Below are 16122 nucleotides of genomic sequence, written 5' to 3'. Positions count from 1 at the left end.
TCCTGTCCTTATTTACTAAAATAACTATGATGTATTGTTAAATTATATACATTTTCAAAATCCCGATCTTGCAGGTTATTTTTCTTCCCATCAATAACAATGAAAACATCACTCACTATTTTTGCTGGTATAATTCCGACATTTTCTACTTGCACCGCTTTCTGCTCATTCAATTGCTCAATGTGTTCAAACGGAACGATAATACTAAATTGCGAGCGGATACCGCGAAAGTTTGTATTTAATTCCTTTGCCGCTTCAAATACAACAATCTTCGCCCCAATCTTTTCCCCATATGAATCTAAAAATGCGTTTAAACTTTTTGTATATTCTTCTTCCGTATGCCATTCCATCGTACCAAATACTGCCGGATTGACATTTTGAATAATTGTTGTGTATATTTCTCCTCTTGCTTTAGAAGCAATTAATGACCGTTTTATCGATTGAACAGTCTTGCCGATATCGCTAAATTTCGCTCCCCATATTTCTGAAATATTAGGTGTTAAAATAAAGGCAATATCAACGAAAATAACCATTGCAGTGAACATTAAAAGATTTTTCCAGAGGGTTAAATCAATTCCTTTTATCATGAAATACACGGTGACTGATACTATAAACAACCCATACCAAGTCTTTCTAATTCGTTGCTTCTTCTCCTCGTACAACTCTTCATTTCTCCAGTAAAAGAAAATAAGTACTAGAAAAACGATTGCTAAAATAAATAAGCCGATTCGAATGTTAGAGATCACCAATGACATCACCCTCCATTCAAAAACTACTCACGATATCATTACATGCACAAGCAGCTCTCTTTATGACAAAAGACGTGGACAAGCTTCTAAATTTAGCAATATCGCATATACATTAGAAGGTACCACGTCTTTTATCTTGAATCTACATTGTATATGTAGACAAGCATTCGTTTCAAATTTTCATGTTAAAAAGAAATATGTTTCGGAATTTCCCCTTCTGGTACTTCTCCGTCCATACTTAAGTAATAATGACGAATTGGACGTAAATCATCGTCTAATTCATACACGAGTGGTATACTCGTTGGAATATTTAATGAAACAACACCATCGCTTGAAAGGTTATCTAAGAATTTCACTAGCGAACGAATCGTATTACCGTGCGATGAAATAATTACTTTTTCACCATTTTTTAATGACGGCGCAATTTCTGAATGCCAATATTCAAGTACTCTTTTCTCCGTATCCACTAAACATTCTGTTAATGGAAACTCACCTTTTTTAAGTGCTTTATATCTTGGATCATTCATTTCATATCTAGGATCATCTTCAGTAAGAGCAGGTGGTCTTACATCAATACTTCTTCTCCAAATATGAACTTGCTCCTCACCATATTTTTTCGCAGTTTCATCTTTATTCAATCCTTGTAGTGCTCCGTAATGTCTTTCGTTTAATTTCCACGATTTATGTATAGGCACCCAGGTAAGATCCATTTCATGTAGAACTATCCATAAAGTCCGAATTGCTCGTTTTAATACCGATGTATAAGCAACATCAAAAGTATATCCGTTTTTCTTTAATATTGCTCCTGCTTCTCTCGCTTCACTTAGTCCATTCTCTGATAAATCTACATCTGTCCAACCAGTAAAGCGGTTTTCAAGATTCCATAAACTTTGTCCGTGACGAATAAGTACAAGTTTTATCATAATAATTCCCCTCTCGGAAATGTGAATTTTATTGTGCCATTGCGTACACGTATAAAGTATCTAGTAATGTATCTTTTTATCCATTCACTCTATGACCAATCCATAGTTGCCAAATGTATGGATAAAATTTGTTCTTTTTCAAACTATAAAAACAGATATATTTCTTATTATTTTTAATCGATTATAACTTCTCGTTTTGATATCCAAGCATCAAAACCTGATCGACTATTTGCCATTTCATTCATAACTTGATGCCAATTTTCTTCACACGATTCACCAAATTTTGAAAAAATAGCACTCATTTGTTGTCTTTGAACATCGCTCAGTTTTTTCTCTAAATCTACACCTATTTCTGTTAAAGATAACTGTTTCACACGACGGTCATGTGTAGCTTCATTACTCTCAATTAAGCCCTTTTCCACAAGTTGTCGTAATGGTCCGTGAAGAGCTTGTTTACTTATTTCTAGCAGTGATAATAACTCATTTACACTTATCCCTGGAAATCGTGCGATAAAAAATAAAATTCGGTGATGTACTCGTTGTATGCCATACTCTTTTATAATTTCATCTGGCTTTTCAGTAAATGTTTTATATGCAAAGTAAAATAATGCTAATGCTTCATTCATCTGTTCTTCTTTATGTTGTGTCATCTACTTTCCCCCTGTATGTAAATTATACCACAATCCAGTAATCAATATTTTAATGAACGCATTGAAACTTAGTCTATTGAAATATTCATTGCAAAATTAGGAGATGATTCACTTGAAAACGCAATATACTGTAAGTACATATTTACTAGACCGACTAAACGAATTAGGAATTGAACATATTTTTGGTGTCCCTGGTGATTATAATTTGGCTTTTTTAGATGATGTAGTGGCACATGAAAAGTTAGAGTGGGTTGGCAATTGTAATGAATTGAATGCGGCATATGCTGCAGATGGATACGCTCGTATAAAAGGAATCGCCGCTCTTATTACCACTTTCGGTGTGGGAGAATTAAGCGCACTTAACGGCGTTGCTGGGTCATACGCAGAAAACGTACCAGTTATAAAAATAACTGGTACGCCAACAACTAAAGTAATGGAAAATGGAGCACTCGTTCATCATACGTTAGGTGATGGAAAGTTCGATCATTTTTCCAATATGTATAGAGAAATCACGGTGGCACAATCAAAATTAACACCTGAGCATGCCGCTGAAGAAATTGACCGTGTGTTACGTGCATGTTGGAATGAGAAACGCCCTGTTCATATTCAATTACCGATTGATGTGTATAATAAACCAATTAATAAACCTACGGAACTCATATTACATAAACCAGTTGTAAGTAATAAAGATGCGCTGGATAAAATGCTTCTACATGCAACTTCAAAAATAAACAATGCCAAAAAACCTGTTATTTTAGCTGATTTTGAAGTAGCTCGTTTTCATGCGGAAGAATGTTTGCATCAATTCGTAGAAAAAACTGGGTTTCCTATCGCAACATTAAGTATGGGGAAAGGAATATTCCCTGAAAAACACCCTCAATTTATAGGAATTTATACTGGTGATGTTAGTTCTTCATACTTACGAAAAAGAATTGATGAATCTGACTGTATTATTAGTATTGGCGTGAAATTAACGGATACTATTACTGGTGGCTTTACACAAGGCTTTACGAAAGAGCAAGTAATAGAAATCCATCCCTATACTGTGAAAATTATAGATAAAAAATATGGACCAGTTGTAATGAAAGATGTTTTACAACTGTTAAGTGATTTAATTGAACATCGCAAAGAAGAAACACTAGAAATTAATCCATTTATTTCAGAATCACTATCTATGACAGAAGAGTTCAAACCAAAAGCACAAATAGTTACACAAAAACGTTTCTGGCAACAAATATACCATTTCTTACAAGAAAACGATGTTTTAATTGCAGAGCAAGGAACACCTTTCTTCAGTAGTGCTACTATCCCTTTACCAAGCAACACTACATATGTAACGCAACCTTTATGGGGATCAATTGGTTATACATTACCTGCTCTAATCGGTACACAGCTCGCTAATTTATCGCGGCGTAACATTTTAATTATTGGTGATGGTTCTTTCCAAGTAACTGTTCAAGAGTTATCGACTATACTTCGTCAAAATTTAAAACCGATTATATTTTTAATTAATAACAATGGATACACTGTTGAACGTGCAATTCACGGCCAAAACGAACCGTATAATGACATACAAATGTGGGATTACACAAAACTCGCAAACGTCTTCGGATCAGAAGAAAAAAGTCTAACTTGTAAAGTGGAAAATGAAATTGAGTTAGCAGCAGTCTTAACGAATATAACTTTAAATAAGAATCAACTTATCTTTATTGAAGTTGTAATGAGTCAAGGAGATCAGCCTGAATTGTTAGCTAAACTCGGTGAAAGATTCGGCAAGCAAAATTCTTAAAAAGAAAAGAGTAACTATAAAAAATAACAAGTTCAACTAAAAGATATCAAACTTGTTTATATACTCAAAATACACAAGAAAAAGGATGGCAAGTGCCATCCTTTTTGACATACATTAAACTTCCCCTATTTTTAAGGCCATTCTTCAATTAACCCCAGTTTAACAGGAAAAAGTTTTTAATCTATCTTTATAGCTTTTGTAGCGATAAAAGTTTTAATATGATTATCTAATATTCTAGTTCCACCAAAATCATCCTCATAAAAACCAGTTATAACTAAACCAGCTTCAATTTGACCTTGAATTTGGTCTTCAAGAGTATGTGCATATTCTATTGTTTGATTAGAATTTACATAATCTTGAACTTCATCCTCTGGTAAATAATCTAGTGTTGATGATGGTATTGAATGTTTAACATCAAGTATACCTTGTTGCTCTTGATTGTCATCAAAAATCCATAGTAATGGATTTGTAAATCCTGAAATAAGAATTCCTCTATTCTTTAGTACCCTTGATACCTCATTCCATACAAGATGAACATCTTTTACAAACAAATTAGAAACGGGATTTACGACAATATCAAAATATTCATCTTCAAAATCACTAAGGTCTGACATATCTCCTTGAACTGTTTTTAAAGTTAAACCATCCCGTTCCGCTACCTTTTTATCTTGTTCCAACTGCTTTTTTGATATATCCGTAACCGTTACATCTGCTCCAGCAGCAGCTAGTACTGGTGCTTGTTGCCCTCCACCTGATGCTAAGCACAGTATTTTTAATCCCTCTAATGACTTTGGAAACCAATCTCTAGGAACAGATTTTTCTGTAGTGACTGTGATTTCCCATTCACCTGATTTGCTTTTTTCAATAACCTCGCTACTTACTGGTTGCGTATATCTAGAACCTTCTTCAACTTTTTTATCCCATGCATTACTGTTTTGTTGGATTGTATCCATTATAACTATTCCCCCCAGCTATCTTGTTACATTTTAAGTGTAAGATCATTTACTATTTGTGCTTCCCTTTTTCTATTAACCTAACCAATAATTAATACATATTTTTCTATATTTATATTAACAGATAAAAAGTAGCAAGAAAAATAAAATATTCTAAATAGAAACAAAAATATAAATTCATTTAAACTAATCGATTACAAATAAAAAGGCATTCCAAACCTGTTGACGGTTGGAACACCTTTTTATTTGTAATTTAAATTTTCAACCTCTGAACTACACCCATTAAACAAATAAATTACAATTTATTCCGCAAGCGTTAACTGCCAAGACACACCATACTTATCATTTAACCAACCAAATTTTTTACTAAATGGATAAGAACCTAAAGGCATAAGAATAGCTCCATCCTGCGCTAGTTTATGAAAGACCGTTTCAATTTCTTCTTCTGTCTCACAAGTTACATAAAGAGACATAGATGGTGTAAATGTAAAACCATGCTTTACATAACTATCAATGCACATGAATTCTTGACCATTTAACGTAAACATTGCATGAATAACAGAACCCTCTTTACCAGGTCCATTTTCATCGTAACGAGAGATACTTACAATTTCTGATTGGTCGAATAGCGATGTGTAAAAATTCATCGCCTCTTCAGCTTTACCTTCAAACATTAGAAATGTAGTAATTTTTTGATTTGTAGTACTCATATTGAGACAACCCCTTGTTATGTATTTATGTAAAACATACATTGGCAAGCAAAAACCGAACGTATATTCTTATAAATGTATTGTCTATAAAAAAGATGAGTTTGTCAATTAAATACCTGTTTATTTCTTCTTAAATAATGCTGTCCAAAGAAATGATTCTCCAAACATAGTATTTGGTTGGTCAATTTGCCTCATCTTTCGAATTTCAATTACTTCAAATTCTTTAAATACCTCTCTCAGTTTTTCTTCAGAATATGCAAGGCCACCTTGTAGACTCCACCCTCTATATACGTCCCAATCTGTTATTTCTGAGCCATTTCGTTCGTCTAAATCACCTGCTGCAAAACATGTTATTCCAAAATAACCACCCGATTTCAATGATTTTTTAATTAAATCCACATAATGTATCCTTCTATGTGGTGGAATATGATGTAAACAACCCGAATCGTATACAAAATCAAAGTCATTTTGACCCTCTAAATTAAAAATTGAATCACAAATAAAATCAATTTCTATTCCTTTTGCTAACGCCCTCTCTTTCGCCCAATTAATGCCCTCTATAGATAAATCCACTGCGGTTACATCAAACCCTTCAGTCGCTAAATAAATTGCATTTCTTCCTGGACCACATCCAAGCTCCAGTACTTTCCCTTTCGAAAACCATTCTGTTTCTATATATGAAACTAGATTTTCATCTGGAACATTTTCAAAAAACGGAACATCTTTTTCTCTATTCACATAAAATTCATTCCAAAATGGTTCTGCCGGTCTTAATAATGAATCAAGCATTTTAACAATATCTTCTTGTGTGTGCAACGTTTCATTTTTCATTTGTACCCCTCCAAATTTTAATAGTCAGAAAATTATTATATATCTTTTAGATCTTTCATACAAAGAAAAAACCCCTACATTCAATAGGAGTTTTTTCTTTAAAATCCAAGTATAGCTAACCAGTTTAACAACTTCTCTTCTCGCGCTTTTAAATCATCGTTCCTAAGCTTACCTAACTGTATTTCACTACCAATTTCTCCGTCCGCCATAAAAAGAACTCTTTCTGTTTTCGCTGCTACATTTACATCATGAGTCACTAACATAATAGTAGTTCCTTTATGAATTTAAAATTATTTAATACGGTAAATGAAATTTAAAAGATAGCTTCTTTGCAATTACCCGTGTACTTATATCGATTTCGTTGTATAAAAACAAAAAAGAGCCGCAACGCTTTGCGACTCTTTTTGAATAATAACTATTTAACGGCCACGTCTTTGCTGACCTTGTTTTGTACTACCTTTTTTATTACTTGGCTTGTTAAATGATCGGTTGCTATCATTTCTCGAACTATTTCTTGAATCACTTCTTGAGCCACTTCTTGAACCACTTCTTGAACCACTTCTTGAACCACTTCTTGAACCACTTCTTGAACCATCGCGGCTATCTATTTGACGATATTGATCTGATTTCTTTGGAGCCGGCTTTGGTACCGGTTTTCCATTTTCATCTACACGTCTTATCTTCGGCTGTTCAATTATTTCTCTTTGCAATGGTGCACCAAGCGTTTTTTCAATTTCTTCTAAATGTTTTTCATCTTTCGCTGCAACAAACGTAATTGCAAGACCTGATCCACCTGCACGTCCTGTTCGGCCAATGCGGTGAATATAACTTTCTACATCTTCAGGAATATCAAAGTTAAATACATGCGTTACACCATCTACATCAAGTCCACGAGCTGCTACATCAGTCGCAATTAAGTACTGAATTTTAGCTTCGCGGAAACTCTTCATGACTCTTTCACGTTTCGCTTGAGGTATATCACCATGAAGTTCAGCACAATTATAACCTAGTCCTTTTAAATTATCATAAAGCTTACTTGCTCTAACCTTTGTACGACAGAAAATAACAGCTAAAAATGGCTGATCACGATCCATAACAAAACGAAGTGCATCTGGCTTTGCACGATCTGTCGTCTCAATGACACGCTGCTCAATTGTATTTACCGTCACTTCTTCACTTTCTACTTGAACCATTTGCGGTTCATCCATATAACGCTTCGCCAATTTTTTAATATCTTTTGGCATTGTTGCTGAGAATAACATCGTTTGTTTACTACCAGGTGTCTCATCTAAAATATCTTCAATATCGTATAAGAAACCGAAATAAAGCATTTGATCCGCTTCATCTAGTACAATTGTTGAAAGATTACTTAAATCAATTGTTTCACGACGTATATGATCTAATAATCGTCCTGGTGTCGCAACAACTATATGTGTATTGCCTTTTAATTTTCTCAATTGTTGTGTTACATCTTGCCCGCCATAAATCGCTAGTACATTAATATCTTCTCTTTGAACAAGCATTTTTTTAATTTCAGTTGTAATTTGCAGTGCTAGTTCCCTTGTTGGTGCAACAATTAAAGCTTGAACATCACTAGACTCTGGATCGATTTTTTCTAAAATCGGTAACACGAATGCTAACGTTTTACCCGTTCCTGTTTTCGCCTGCCCAATAATATCTTTACCTGACATAATAACAGGAATTGCCTGCTCTTGAATTGGTGTTGCTTCTGTAATTCCATTTTCACGTAATGTATGATTAAAAGTTTCACTAATTCCTAATTCTAAAAAGTTTTTCAAATAGACCACTTCTTTTCCTTATTTTTCACATTAGCTTTCATTGTACCATTTGTTTCGCCAAATATGAAAAATAAAAAAATTCTTATCTTCTTTTTTTATATTCATCGTATACTAGTTGGACAAATTCTTTTTGTTTTTTCTTGGAATTTATTAATGCTTCCATGTTAGTTGTAGACAAAATGACCTTTTTAATTTTTCTATTACTCCAAATTAATTTTGTATACTTTGTATCTTTGTGTAACTTTCGAAACCACTCGAATTCGCTTAACTTTGCAATATGATGTTTTAATTTCATATCATTTCGAGGATAGAATGTAATTATAGCCATTATTACATCAAGCAGTAAACTCATCTTCTCCCTCTCCTATACATATATATTTCAATGTTAAGGAAACATAGTTACAGGGTGATAAAATTGACCAATACATTCATAAAGATTTTTTGCGTATTTTTCTTACTATATTTTCAATCCAACACAATTATAATGGCGAAATCTCAAACAGATGTAATAAGTGAATTCAAACATGCTTTACTCAAAAATGATGAAAAATTAATGAGGTCATATGTAACAGATGGAGTTGAACTACCTACTTTCCAAACAAATAAACAAATTCATGAAATTAAAATAGTACCGTCTCCAAAAGAAGATACTACAATTCTTATTTCTTATTTCAAAGACACTGATGGTAAATTTACTATCGGTTACATTTTAGAAATAGTAACAAAGAATAATAAAATATCTCGGATTAATCAAATTTTTGATGGAACGAATCCTCTTATGAAAGAAGCTACTATTGTAAAAGAATATGAAATGAAGTATAAGAAACATATACTTACTCCTACAAAATTCCCGTTCGAAATTCACGAATTTCAAGGGTACATCTATAACGATTACTTAAGCCTCCACTACTACAATGAAGATATTAATGGCATTTTTAAAATCACTGTTTCACCAGTTCATCATAAATTAGATCAATATGTACATAAGGGAACTAAGTTTTACAATTTAAAACATAATATAAAGGCAGTATATAATCCTCATTTTGATTTAGCATATGAGCTTATCTTTCAGCAGAATGGTTTTCAATATATAATTGCAATTGGTAACAAACGCTATATACAAGGAGAATATAACGTAAAAGATTTAATTAAAATTGCAGAATCTATGAATTTAAAAAAACGATCTTTTCGATATGGGAAAAATCGTTTTTTAAATATTTTATATAATGAGTTTTCCTCCATGATAACAATAATATGTTGCTGCTTTAAGGTTCTTAATTCTCTTTAAAGATTCTTCCGCTTTTTCTATATCTAAACAAAAATTCGGATTAGCTATTACTAATTCACAATTTTCTTGAACGGCCGCATCCCCTGTAATTACACAGTTTGAATTCGGAAAATATAATGAAATATGCCCCGAAGTATGTCCTGGTGTCGCTACAATTTGACATGTGTCCTTCAAAATCATTTGACCATCATATACTTTTTCATCGACGGAAACATGTCTTATATTTTTTAATTGTTGTATAAACCATTCACCAAATTCTTTCTCTTCAATTGGCATACGTTGTAACATGTCTTCTGCTTGAACTAGTCTCTCCGATTTTATATCACCTTTAATGTAGTGGGATTCAATTTCACTAGCGATAATATTCACGTGAGGATATTTCACTTTGAAATCATATAAAGATCCTATATGATCGTCATCATAATGAGTAATAATTATATTTTTTAAGTTTTTCATCTCATACCCTTGTTTTAAAATTACATCTTCAATTAAAGGTAAAAAGTTGATATAACCCGTATCTACTAAAGTTAATTCATTATTTATTAGAACTAAGCTCGGATAAATACATTGTTTTGCCCCGTTAAATTCAAATTCAATTGGTAGTTCTATTATCTTCATTTTTCTTCCCCCATACCTGTTATTAAATGTTTAATAATATATAAATCATCCACATACATTTTACTGTACATACTTATGTAACGAAACTCTGTAAGTCATTACATAACCAACATTCTATTATTTTTGAACAGGTAATTCCTTATTTTTATGGAAATATACAATAAGAAAACCAATACAATTGATTATTTCCTCACTTCTTTGTCTATCCTTTTAAAAAATCTATGTTTTTGTAAAAGGAGTGTTTATATGGAGAAACAGACACTTTGGAAAAAATTCAAAAAAAGCTCAGCGAACCTCGGGAAATCAAGCGTATATGAAAGTATTATTTTATACTACACAATGAGAAAAAAAGAGCTACCTACTAAAGCGAAATTCATCATATTAGCCGCTTTATCCTATTACGTGCTAACAATCGACTTCATTCCAGATATAGCTGCTATTATTGGGATTGGCTTATTAGATGATGTTTTAGCAATCGCTATAGCGCATAAATATGTAATGCGCCATGCCGACGCTGAAATTCGCGAGAAGAGTAGAATGAAAATGGAATCATTATTTACTTCAGCTCAAGCGTGACTTAAAATAGTTAGTCATTTCCCTACTTTTTTACTTTCAACTAAAGCCAATTTTTAATTAAGGAAAACTCTATGTACCCCATTGAATATTATCCTGCATCAATTGTGCTTTTACAGAGGAAATCGTGTCAGAAACAACAGAAATTCTCTTAACTCTCTAGCCTTAGAAAATTAGGGTGCCAGCACTTATTCTTAAGTTCCGACACCCTATTATTCGTTCTTATTCATTTGATTTAAATAAAGGAATATAGACAATATTAGTGCATATAGTTTATACAGTTACATGCGTCCCCCTATACAAAACAGCTATTGCAACTACTATAAGAATCATCCCCATAAAAGCAGGTGCAGCATGACCAAGTGATACATAGATTTGCCCTCCAATAATTGGACCAATCATTCTTGCCAAAGCTTGAATAGATTGGCTACCGCCTTGAATCCTTCCTTGTTCACTAGAATCGACAGACTTTGAAAGCATCCCATTGAATGAAGGCCCGAAAATTGAGTCACCAAAACCAAACAGTAACATCCCAATGATTAGAAGAGGATATAAGGAAAATAAAGCAGATGCTGCAATAAAACTGTAGCCAATAACCTCCGAAACCATTCCAAGCATAGCTATTTGTTTATCACTAAGCTTGATCACAAGCTTTGGCATTATAAAAGCTTGTGAAATGATATCTTGAAAGCCCATAATTGAGAACATAAGCCCGATTAGTGCAGGCTTCCAGCTAAAAGTATCCATCGTAAATTGTGTGAAAATTGCTTGTAAAGATCCGTTAGGTATCCAAAGTAAAAACGCTGAGACAAGTAACCATTTTAAATTTTTCATAGAAAGTATGTTTGCCAGCTGTGCAAAAGGATTTAACCTTACAAAAGTAATTTCTTTTAACCTATTATTTTTGTCAAGACTCTCAGGCATATATTTCATCCCATATAAAACATTTAATAAAGTTATAAGTGCTCCGAAATATAAAGGTACAGAATGACCAAACTTTGCAAGTAATCCCCCAAGAGTTGGTCCGATAATGGTTCCTGCACCTACCACTGCACTCACCCACCCAAAATACTTCGTTCTCTGTTCTGAGGGAATGATATCTGCAAAATATGCAAAAATTATACTGATGCTCCCGCCTGTTATTCCTTCTACTATACGTCCAGCAAATAGTACCCATAAAGCCCCTCCTATACCAAAAACTAAGTACCCGATTGCAGAACCGAAAAGACATATTAATAGTAATGGACGACGGCCATATTTATCGCTCAAAGCTCCGAATGCAGGAGCAGCGAAAAACACGCAGACCGCATAAACAGAGGTCAGTAGCGTAACAACTAGAGCCTGTTCTTCCGGACTCCTTATATAAGGCTGCACTAAGAATGGCACTACTGGCATGATGATACTGAAACCTATACCACAAAGAAATACAGAAATAAGGCCAAATATTAAAGCATGTTTATCTATGTTTTTTTCAGTTTCACTTTCATTTTGTGATCTAAATATAGACATTTAATTTCTCCTCTCATTTTTTATTGCTTTGTCAACAAAATAATAACTCTACTTTGTTGATTAGTCAACAAAAAAATAAATAATAAAAAGGTAGCCTTCCCGTGAACAGGCTACCTTTTTATTATTTAAATACAACTGGCATTAACAGAAAAATTTACGACTTAATATGTATACCTTGTTTCTTTATTTCTGCATCCAAATGCCTACTATACTTTTCCACGAAGTTAATAATGCTGTCGAATTCCGCCTCGGTTACTTGCTCAAATACAGCTTTATCCCGTTGTTGAAACTCATTGTGCAACTCCTCGTGAATTTTATATATTTCTTTCCCTTGTTCAGTAAGCCTAAAATAGATTTCTTTTTTATTCTCTGATTTCTGGTAACTTTCGATAAGGCCTTTGTTTATGAGCTTCTTAGTCATTCTACTTATTGCACCGCGAGTCACATAAAAAGCCTCTGCAAGTTGTGTCACGTTAGAATCGACATTGTTTTCAATGTATTCAATACAATGTACTTCAGAAGACTTAAAACCTTTAAGACCTTCTTCCATTTTATCCTTATTAAGCCAAACCATTTTATTATATAATTCCCTGAAACCGTTCATGACCTGTTCTTCCTTGTTCATGTTCTATCCTCCTAACAGCTCATTCATACGCTAAAACCATTATATTAAATTTCTGTTTCCGTTTCGACAATATTGATATAATTATTTGAGTTATCTATGAAAGTAGACGATAAAATATAATAACTCACTATACGGAAAATAAAGCATGTATATTATAATATGCCCTACACGGTAGACAAAAAGTAAGAGCTAAGATTAGTTGTCTTAGCTCTTCTTCCATAAAATTTATCCCGCTTTAATGGGCAGTAAGACCCCCACCTCAAAATTCAGCGAAAGCAAAGAAGTTAGGTGGGGGGCGGGCTGCCCATAAAAGTCCGATTGGTGAGGGCTAATAATCAGTGGGGGATGAAGAAAACCCCCACTGATTAAAGTTTCACTTTATGTTTTTTAAATACTATTTCACTTCATTAGCTACAAAAAATTGCTCACAAACACTGGAAATGCGCTGCAAATCTACGTTCCCACCAGATATAACCGCGACTACCTTTTTCCCTTTAATATATGGATCCACTTTCCCTGCAAGTAGAGCAGCAGTAGCTAATGCGCCAGCTCCTTCTACAACAGCTTTACCGCGTTGTAATAAGTCTTTCATCGCTACTTCTAATTCACCTTCTGATACAGTTACAATATCATCTACTAATTCTTTTACTATTTCAAAAGTTAAATCGCCTGGTATTTTAACTGCGCAACCATCTGCTATAGTAGGTGCCTCATAATGTTCTACAATCGTACCTTTGTCATAAGATGCCTTCATCCCATGAACATTATCTGCTTGGACACCAATAATATTAATGGATGGATTAAAAGATTTTAATGCTACAGCAATACCAGAAATAATTCCACCTCCGCCAATTGGTACAATGACAGTATCTACATCCCACATATCATCAAGAATATCTAATCCTATTGTACCTTGACCAGCCATTACTTCTATATCGTCATATGGATGTAAGTATGTTTCACCTGTTTCCTTAATAATCTCCTCACATTTTGCCTTCGCATCATCAAAAGTTTCACCATATAAAATCACTTCTGATCCATATCCTCTAGTTGCTTCAACTTTCGCCTGAGGTGCAGAAATTGGCATAACAATTTTACTCTTAATACTAAGTAAATGTGCTGATAAAGCAATTCCTTGTGCATGATTACCAGCGGAACAAGCAATTACTCCTCTCTCTTTTTCCTGATCTGTTAGCTGTGACATTTTATTAAATGCACCACGGAATTTAAAAGAACCCGTTAATTGCATATTTTCTAATTTCAAGTGAATTTCTCCGCCTGTTTTACTAGTCAAATAAAATGATTTTACTAATGGCGTTTTACGAGCATTTCTGTCTAAAATGTTTTGAGCTTTTTTAATATCATCTATATGTAACGGTAGTTTTTTAGTTATCATATTAACACCTCATCCAATGATCTATTCCTCAGTTTTCGTATATAGCAACTCCTTTATACGAAACCATCTATATTAAGAAAAAGTCTTTATATATGTACCTCACTCTGTAATACACACAGTTGTAAACAATTCAACATCCTCTTCATATCACGTTCTTTGTAATGGTTCAGGCATGCAATTTGGATCCAGTTATTCTTTTGTAAATACGCTGATTCATAATGGACGATATATCCTTGTAACGCCAACGCATCGCCTACATCTTTAGAAGACTGATCTTCTTTTAATTGAATGGTAAGTACGATTGGCGCAGCATGTTCTTTAGGTGAAACAAGTTTTAAACCCATAGTAGTTATAGCTTGTTCAATATATGCATACGTCTCTTTTATTTTTTCAAATGCCATTTCATCATCAAATCTTTTTAAGGCTTCTTGCAATGCATACATTAAATTCCATGAATGAGAATATGGAATACTGTCATTTTCTTCGTACATGCCAATGTCCATATAGGCCGGTAATGCCTCATTTATTTTCACATTGTGATTATAAAAAACGAAAGATAATCCAGTAAACGATTTAATTGCCTTTCCACTAACACCGCTTGCAAAATATACATCTTTCAAATCTATCGGTATTGCTCCAATTGAGCTAATGCAATCTACACATAGTTTCACTTTATACTTTTTACATAAAATATTTAGTTCGTCTAAATCATTTAACATTCCAGTTGATGTTTCATGGTGAACAAACCAAAGCCATTCATAATTGCCAGTTTCCATTATTTTTTCTAATTCGGTATAAATAAATGGTTCTCCCATTTCTATTTTATACGTATCAAAATGTAATTGCGCGCGTGCTGCATGTCCAACTAATCTATTACCGAATTCCCCATTTGTTAATACTAGTCCTTTCCCTTTTAAAGAACGTAACTGTAAAGCAATGGCATCATTTGCTAACGTCCCTGTTCCTAACAATATTTGCACACGTTTTGCTTTTGTCATTTGCAGTAAACGTTTTTTGACATTTTCCATTGTCACTTGAAATGACTTAGAACGATGCGAAATAGGCTTAGTAGAAAATGCCTTTCGAACGTTCTCTTCAATATCCACTGGACCTGGTAAAAACGTAAATTCTTTCGTCATTATTCCTCCTACACTCGACTCTTCAAACATAGCAGGTGTAACATACATTGGCTGGAAGGCTGCTTCTTCAGTACCAACTAACGTATGGAAAGATTTGAATCCCATTTGTTCATATAAAGGTAGTTCACGTGTTGTAGCAGAAATGAGTGCTAATTCATATCCATTTAGAAGCAAATAACGATGTAAAAAGCGAATTAAACCTAATAATGCTCTTCCATTTCGGTATTCACGTTCTACTGAAAGTAAACGAATTTCATATACATGTTCTCCATGTTCTTGCAAATAAAAATCTAGATTTGCAATTTTATAGTCTAATGAGAATGGTCGTTTTCCTCGTAATGCAACCATACCTACTAACTTATCGTTATCTAAACAAATTAAATATGTATTTTCATCATGAAAACGATCAATACGAACACGCTCTTTCGTTTCTTCGTGTTGCGGAATTTCTTCTACAAATGTTTTATAATTCAATTTATGTATACATTTAAATTCCCAAGCTTGATCAGCAACTTTATATATTAACCCCATGCCTTCTCTCCTTTATGTATTTAATAAAAATTATAAGTG

Annotated in this window: 15 protein-coding genes and 2 pseudogenes; 3 read left to right on the top strand and 14 right to left on the bottom strand. The window is 33.5% G+C overall.

The genetic code is table 11. From position 1 onward, the window contains the following. Nucleotides 1–8: 8 nt before the first annotated feature. The 3 genes from PDL00_RS28340 to PDL00_RS28330 all read right to left on the bottom strand — a co-directional run bounded on the left by PDL00_RS28340 (nt 9) and on the right by PDL00_RS28330 (nt 2322). Complete coding sequence (locus PDL00_RS28340; RefSeq protein WP_041184221.1) at nt 9–746, bottom strand: type II toxin-antitoxin system SpoIISA family toxin; 738 nt, start codon at nt 744–746, stop codon at nt 9–11. Between the two features lie 188 nt (nt 747–934). Beyond that, complete coding sequence (gene gpmA / locus PDL00_RS28335) at nt 935–1672, bottom strand: 2,3-diphosphoglycerate-dependent phosphoglycerate mutase (protein ID WP_270732794.1); 738 nt, start codon at nt 1670–1672, stop codon at nt 935–937. Between the two features lie 173 nt (nt 1673–1845). Beyond that, a complete protein-coding gene (locus PDL00_RS28330; protein WP_242252802.1) occupies nt 1846–2322 on the bottom strand; it encodes a MarR family winged helix-turn-helix transcriptional regulator in 477 nt (158 codons plus the stop codon). A 103-nt stretch (nt 2323–2425) separates the two neighbouring features. On the opposite strand from PDL00_RS28330, the gene PDL00_RS28325 reads away from it, so the two are divergent. Next, nucleotides 2426–4111, top strand: a complete 1686-nt coding sequence (locus PDL00_RS28325; protein WP_270732793.1) for an alpha-keto acid decarboxylase family protein — start codon at nt 2426–2428, stop codon at nt 4109–4111. 176 nt (nt 4112–4287) lie between these two features. Here the strand turns inward: PDL00_RS28325 and PDL00_RS28320 are convergent, their stop codons facing one another. The 6 genes and pseudogenes from PDL00_RS28320 to PDL00_RS28295 form a co-directional block, all read right to left on the bottom strand. Further along, nucleotides 4288–5064, bottom strand: a complete 777-nt coding sequence (locus tag PDL00_RS28320) for a class I SAM-dependent methyltransferase (RefSeq protein ID WP_270732791.1) — start codon at nt 5062–5064, stop codon at nt 4288–4290. 302 nt (nt 5065–5366) lie between these two features. Beyond that, nucleotides 5367–5774: a VOC family protein gene (locus PDL00_RS28315; protein WP_270732789.1), complete on the bottom strand. Its 408-nt coding sequence runs from the start codon at nt 5772–5774 to the stop codon at nt 5367–5369. Between the two features lie 120 nt (nt 5775–5894). Continuing rightward, nucleotides 5895–6605, bottom strand: coding sequence for a class I SAM-dependent methyltransferase (locus PDL00_RS28310; protein ID WP_270732787.1), 711 nt, complete (start codon nt 6603–6605; stop codon nt 5895–5897). A gap of 98 nt (nt 6606–6703) precedes the next feature. Then, nucleotides 6704–6880: pseudogene (locus PDL00_RS28305) on the bottom strand (ABC transporter ATP-binding protein); the annotation flags it as partial. A 144-nt stretch (nt 6881–7024) separates the two neighbouring features. Beyond that, nucleotides 7025–8413 carry a DEAD/DEAH box helicase gene (locus PDL00_RS28300; RefSeq protein ID WP_270732785.1) on the bottom strand — a complete coding sequence of 463 codons (1389 nt, stop codon included), beginning with the start codon at nt 8411–8413 and terminating at the stop codon, nt 7025–7027. Between the two features lie 73 nt (nt 8414–8486). After that, complete coding sequence (locus PDL00_RS28295; RefSeq protein ID WP_270732783.1) at nt 8487–8756, bottom strand: hypothetical protein; 270 nt, start codon at nt 8754–8756, stop codon at nt 8487–8489. Nucleotides 8757–8786: 30 nt separating this feature from the next. Here PDL00_RS28295 and PDL00_RS28290 point away from each other — a divergent pair. Further along, nucleotides 8787–9575: pseudogene (locus PDL00_RS28290) on the top strand (hypothetical protein); the annotation flags it as partial. 48 nt (nt 9576–9623) lie between these two features. Here PDL00_RS28290 and PDL00_RS28285 read toward each other — a convergent pair. Next, entirely contained in the window at nt 9624–10310 is a 687-nt protein-coding gene (locus PDL00_RS28285; RefSeq protein WP_270732780.1) for an MBL fold metallo-hydrolase, read from the bottom strand. 246 nt (nt 10311–10556) lie between these two features. Here PDL00_RS28285 and PDL00_RS28280 point away from each other — a divergent pair, with 246 nt between their 5' ends. After that, nucleotides 10557–10886 carry a YkvA family protein gene (locus PDL00_RS28280; RefSeq protein WP_242252831.1) on the top strand — a complete coding sequence of 110 codons (330 nt, stop codon included), beginning with the start codon at nt 10557–10559 and terminating at the stop codon, nt 10884–10886. Between the two features lie 270 nt (nt 10887–11156). Here PDL00_RS28280 and PDL00_RS28275 read toward each other — a convergent pair whose 3' ends face one another. The 4 genes from PDL00_RS28275 to PDL00_RS28260 all read right to left on the bottom strand — a co-directional run bounded on the left by PDL00_RS28275 (nt 11157) and on the right by PDL00_RS28260 (nt 16083). Then, nucleotides 11157–12392 carry an MFS transporter gene (locus PDL00_RS28275; protein ID WP_270732777.1) on the bottom strand — a complete coding sequence of 412 codons (1236 nt, stop codon included), beginning with the start codon at nt 12390–12392 and terminating at the stop codon, nt 11157–11159. 154 nt (nt 12393–12546) lie between these two features. After that, the gene (locus PDL00_RS28270; protein WP_270732775.1) at nt 12547–13017 is read right to left on the bottom strand and encodes a MarR family transcriptional regulator; all 471 of its coding nucleotides are present in this window, start codon (nt 13015–13017) and stop codon (nt 12547–12549) included. Between the two features lie 394 nt (nt 13018–13411). Next, nucleotides 13412–14413 carry a bifunctional threonine ammonia-lyase/L-serine ammonia-lyase TdcB gene (gene tdcB, locus PDL00_RS28265; protein WP_270732773.1) on the bottom strand — a complete coding sequence of 334 codons (1002 nt, stop codon included), beginning with the start codon at nt 14411–14413 and terminating at the stop codon, nt 13412–13414. Between the two features lie 86 nt (nt 14414–14499). Further along, nucleotides 14500–16083: an aminotransferase class V-fold PLP-dependent enzyme gene (locus PDL00_RS28260; RefSeq protein ID WP_270732771.1), complete on the bottom strand. Its 1584-nt coding sequence runs from the start codon at nt 16081–16083 to the stop codon at nt 14500–14502. Between the last annotated feature and the right edge of the window lie 39 nt (nt 16084–16122).

Origin of the sequence: Bacillus cereus group sp. TH152-1LC, from assembly GCF_027710505.1 — a bacterium.
GTDB lineage: Bacteria > Bacillota > Bacilli > Bacillales > Bacillaceae_G > Bacillus_A > Bacillus_A mobilis.
This window is presented reverse-complemented; position numbering and strand designations above follow the sequence as displayed.

Coding starts and splice junctions, on each gene's coding strand:
- PDL00_RS28275 (WP_270732777.1), bottom strand. CDS start 12,392: ATGTCTATATTTAGATCACAAAATGAAAGTGAAACTGAAAAAAACATA.
- PDL00_RS28295 (WP_270732783.1), bottom strand. CDS start 8,756: ATGAGTTTACTGCTTGATGTAATAATGGCTATAATTACATTCTATCCT.
- PDL00_RS28280 (WP_242252831.1), top strand. CDS start 10,557: ATGGAGAAACAGACACTTTGGAAAAAATTCAAAAAAAGCTCAGCGAAC.
- PDL00_RS28285 (WP_270732780.1), bottom strand. CDS start 10,310: ATGAAGATAATAGAACTACCAATTGAATTTGAATTTAACGGGGCAAAA.
- PDL00_RS28270 (WP_270732775.1), bottom strand. CDS start 13,017: ATGAACAAGGAAGAACAGGTCATGAACGGTTTCAGGGAATTATATAAT.
- PDL00_RS28330 (WP_242252802.1), bottom strand. CDS start 2,322: ATGACACAACATAAAGAAGAACAGATGAATGAAGCATTAGCATTATTT.
- PDL00_RS28315 (WP_270732789.1), bottom strand. CDS start 5,774: ATGAGTACTACAAATCAAAAAATTACTACATTTCTAATGTTTGAAGGT.
- PDL00_RS28260 (WP_270732771.1), bottom strand. CDS start 16,083: ATGGGGTTAATATATAAAGTTGCTGATCAAGCTTGGGAATTTAAATGT.
- PDL00_RS28320 (WP_270732791.1), bottom strand. CDS start 5,064: ATGGATACAATCCAACAAAACAGTAATGCATGGGATAAAAAAGTTGAA.
- PDL00_RS28310 (WP_270732787.1), bottom strand. CDS start 6,605: ATGAAAAATGAAACGTTGCACACACAAGAAGATATTGTTAAAATGCTT.
- gpmA (WP_270732794.1), bottom strand. CDS start 1,672: ATGATAAAACTTGTACTTATTCGTCACGGACAAAGTTTATGGAATCTT.
- tdcB (WP_270732773.1), bottom strand. CDS start 14,413: ATGATAACTAAAAAACTACCGTTACATATAGATGATATTAAAAAAGCT.
- PDL00_RS28325 (WP_270732793.1), top strand. CDS start 2,426: ATGATTCACTTGAAAACGCAATATACTGTAAGTACATATTTACTAGAC.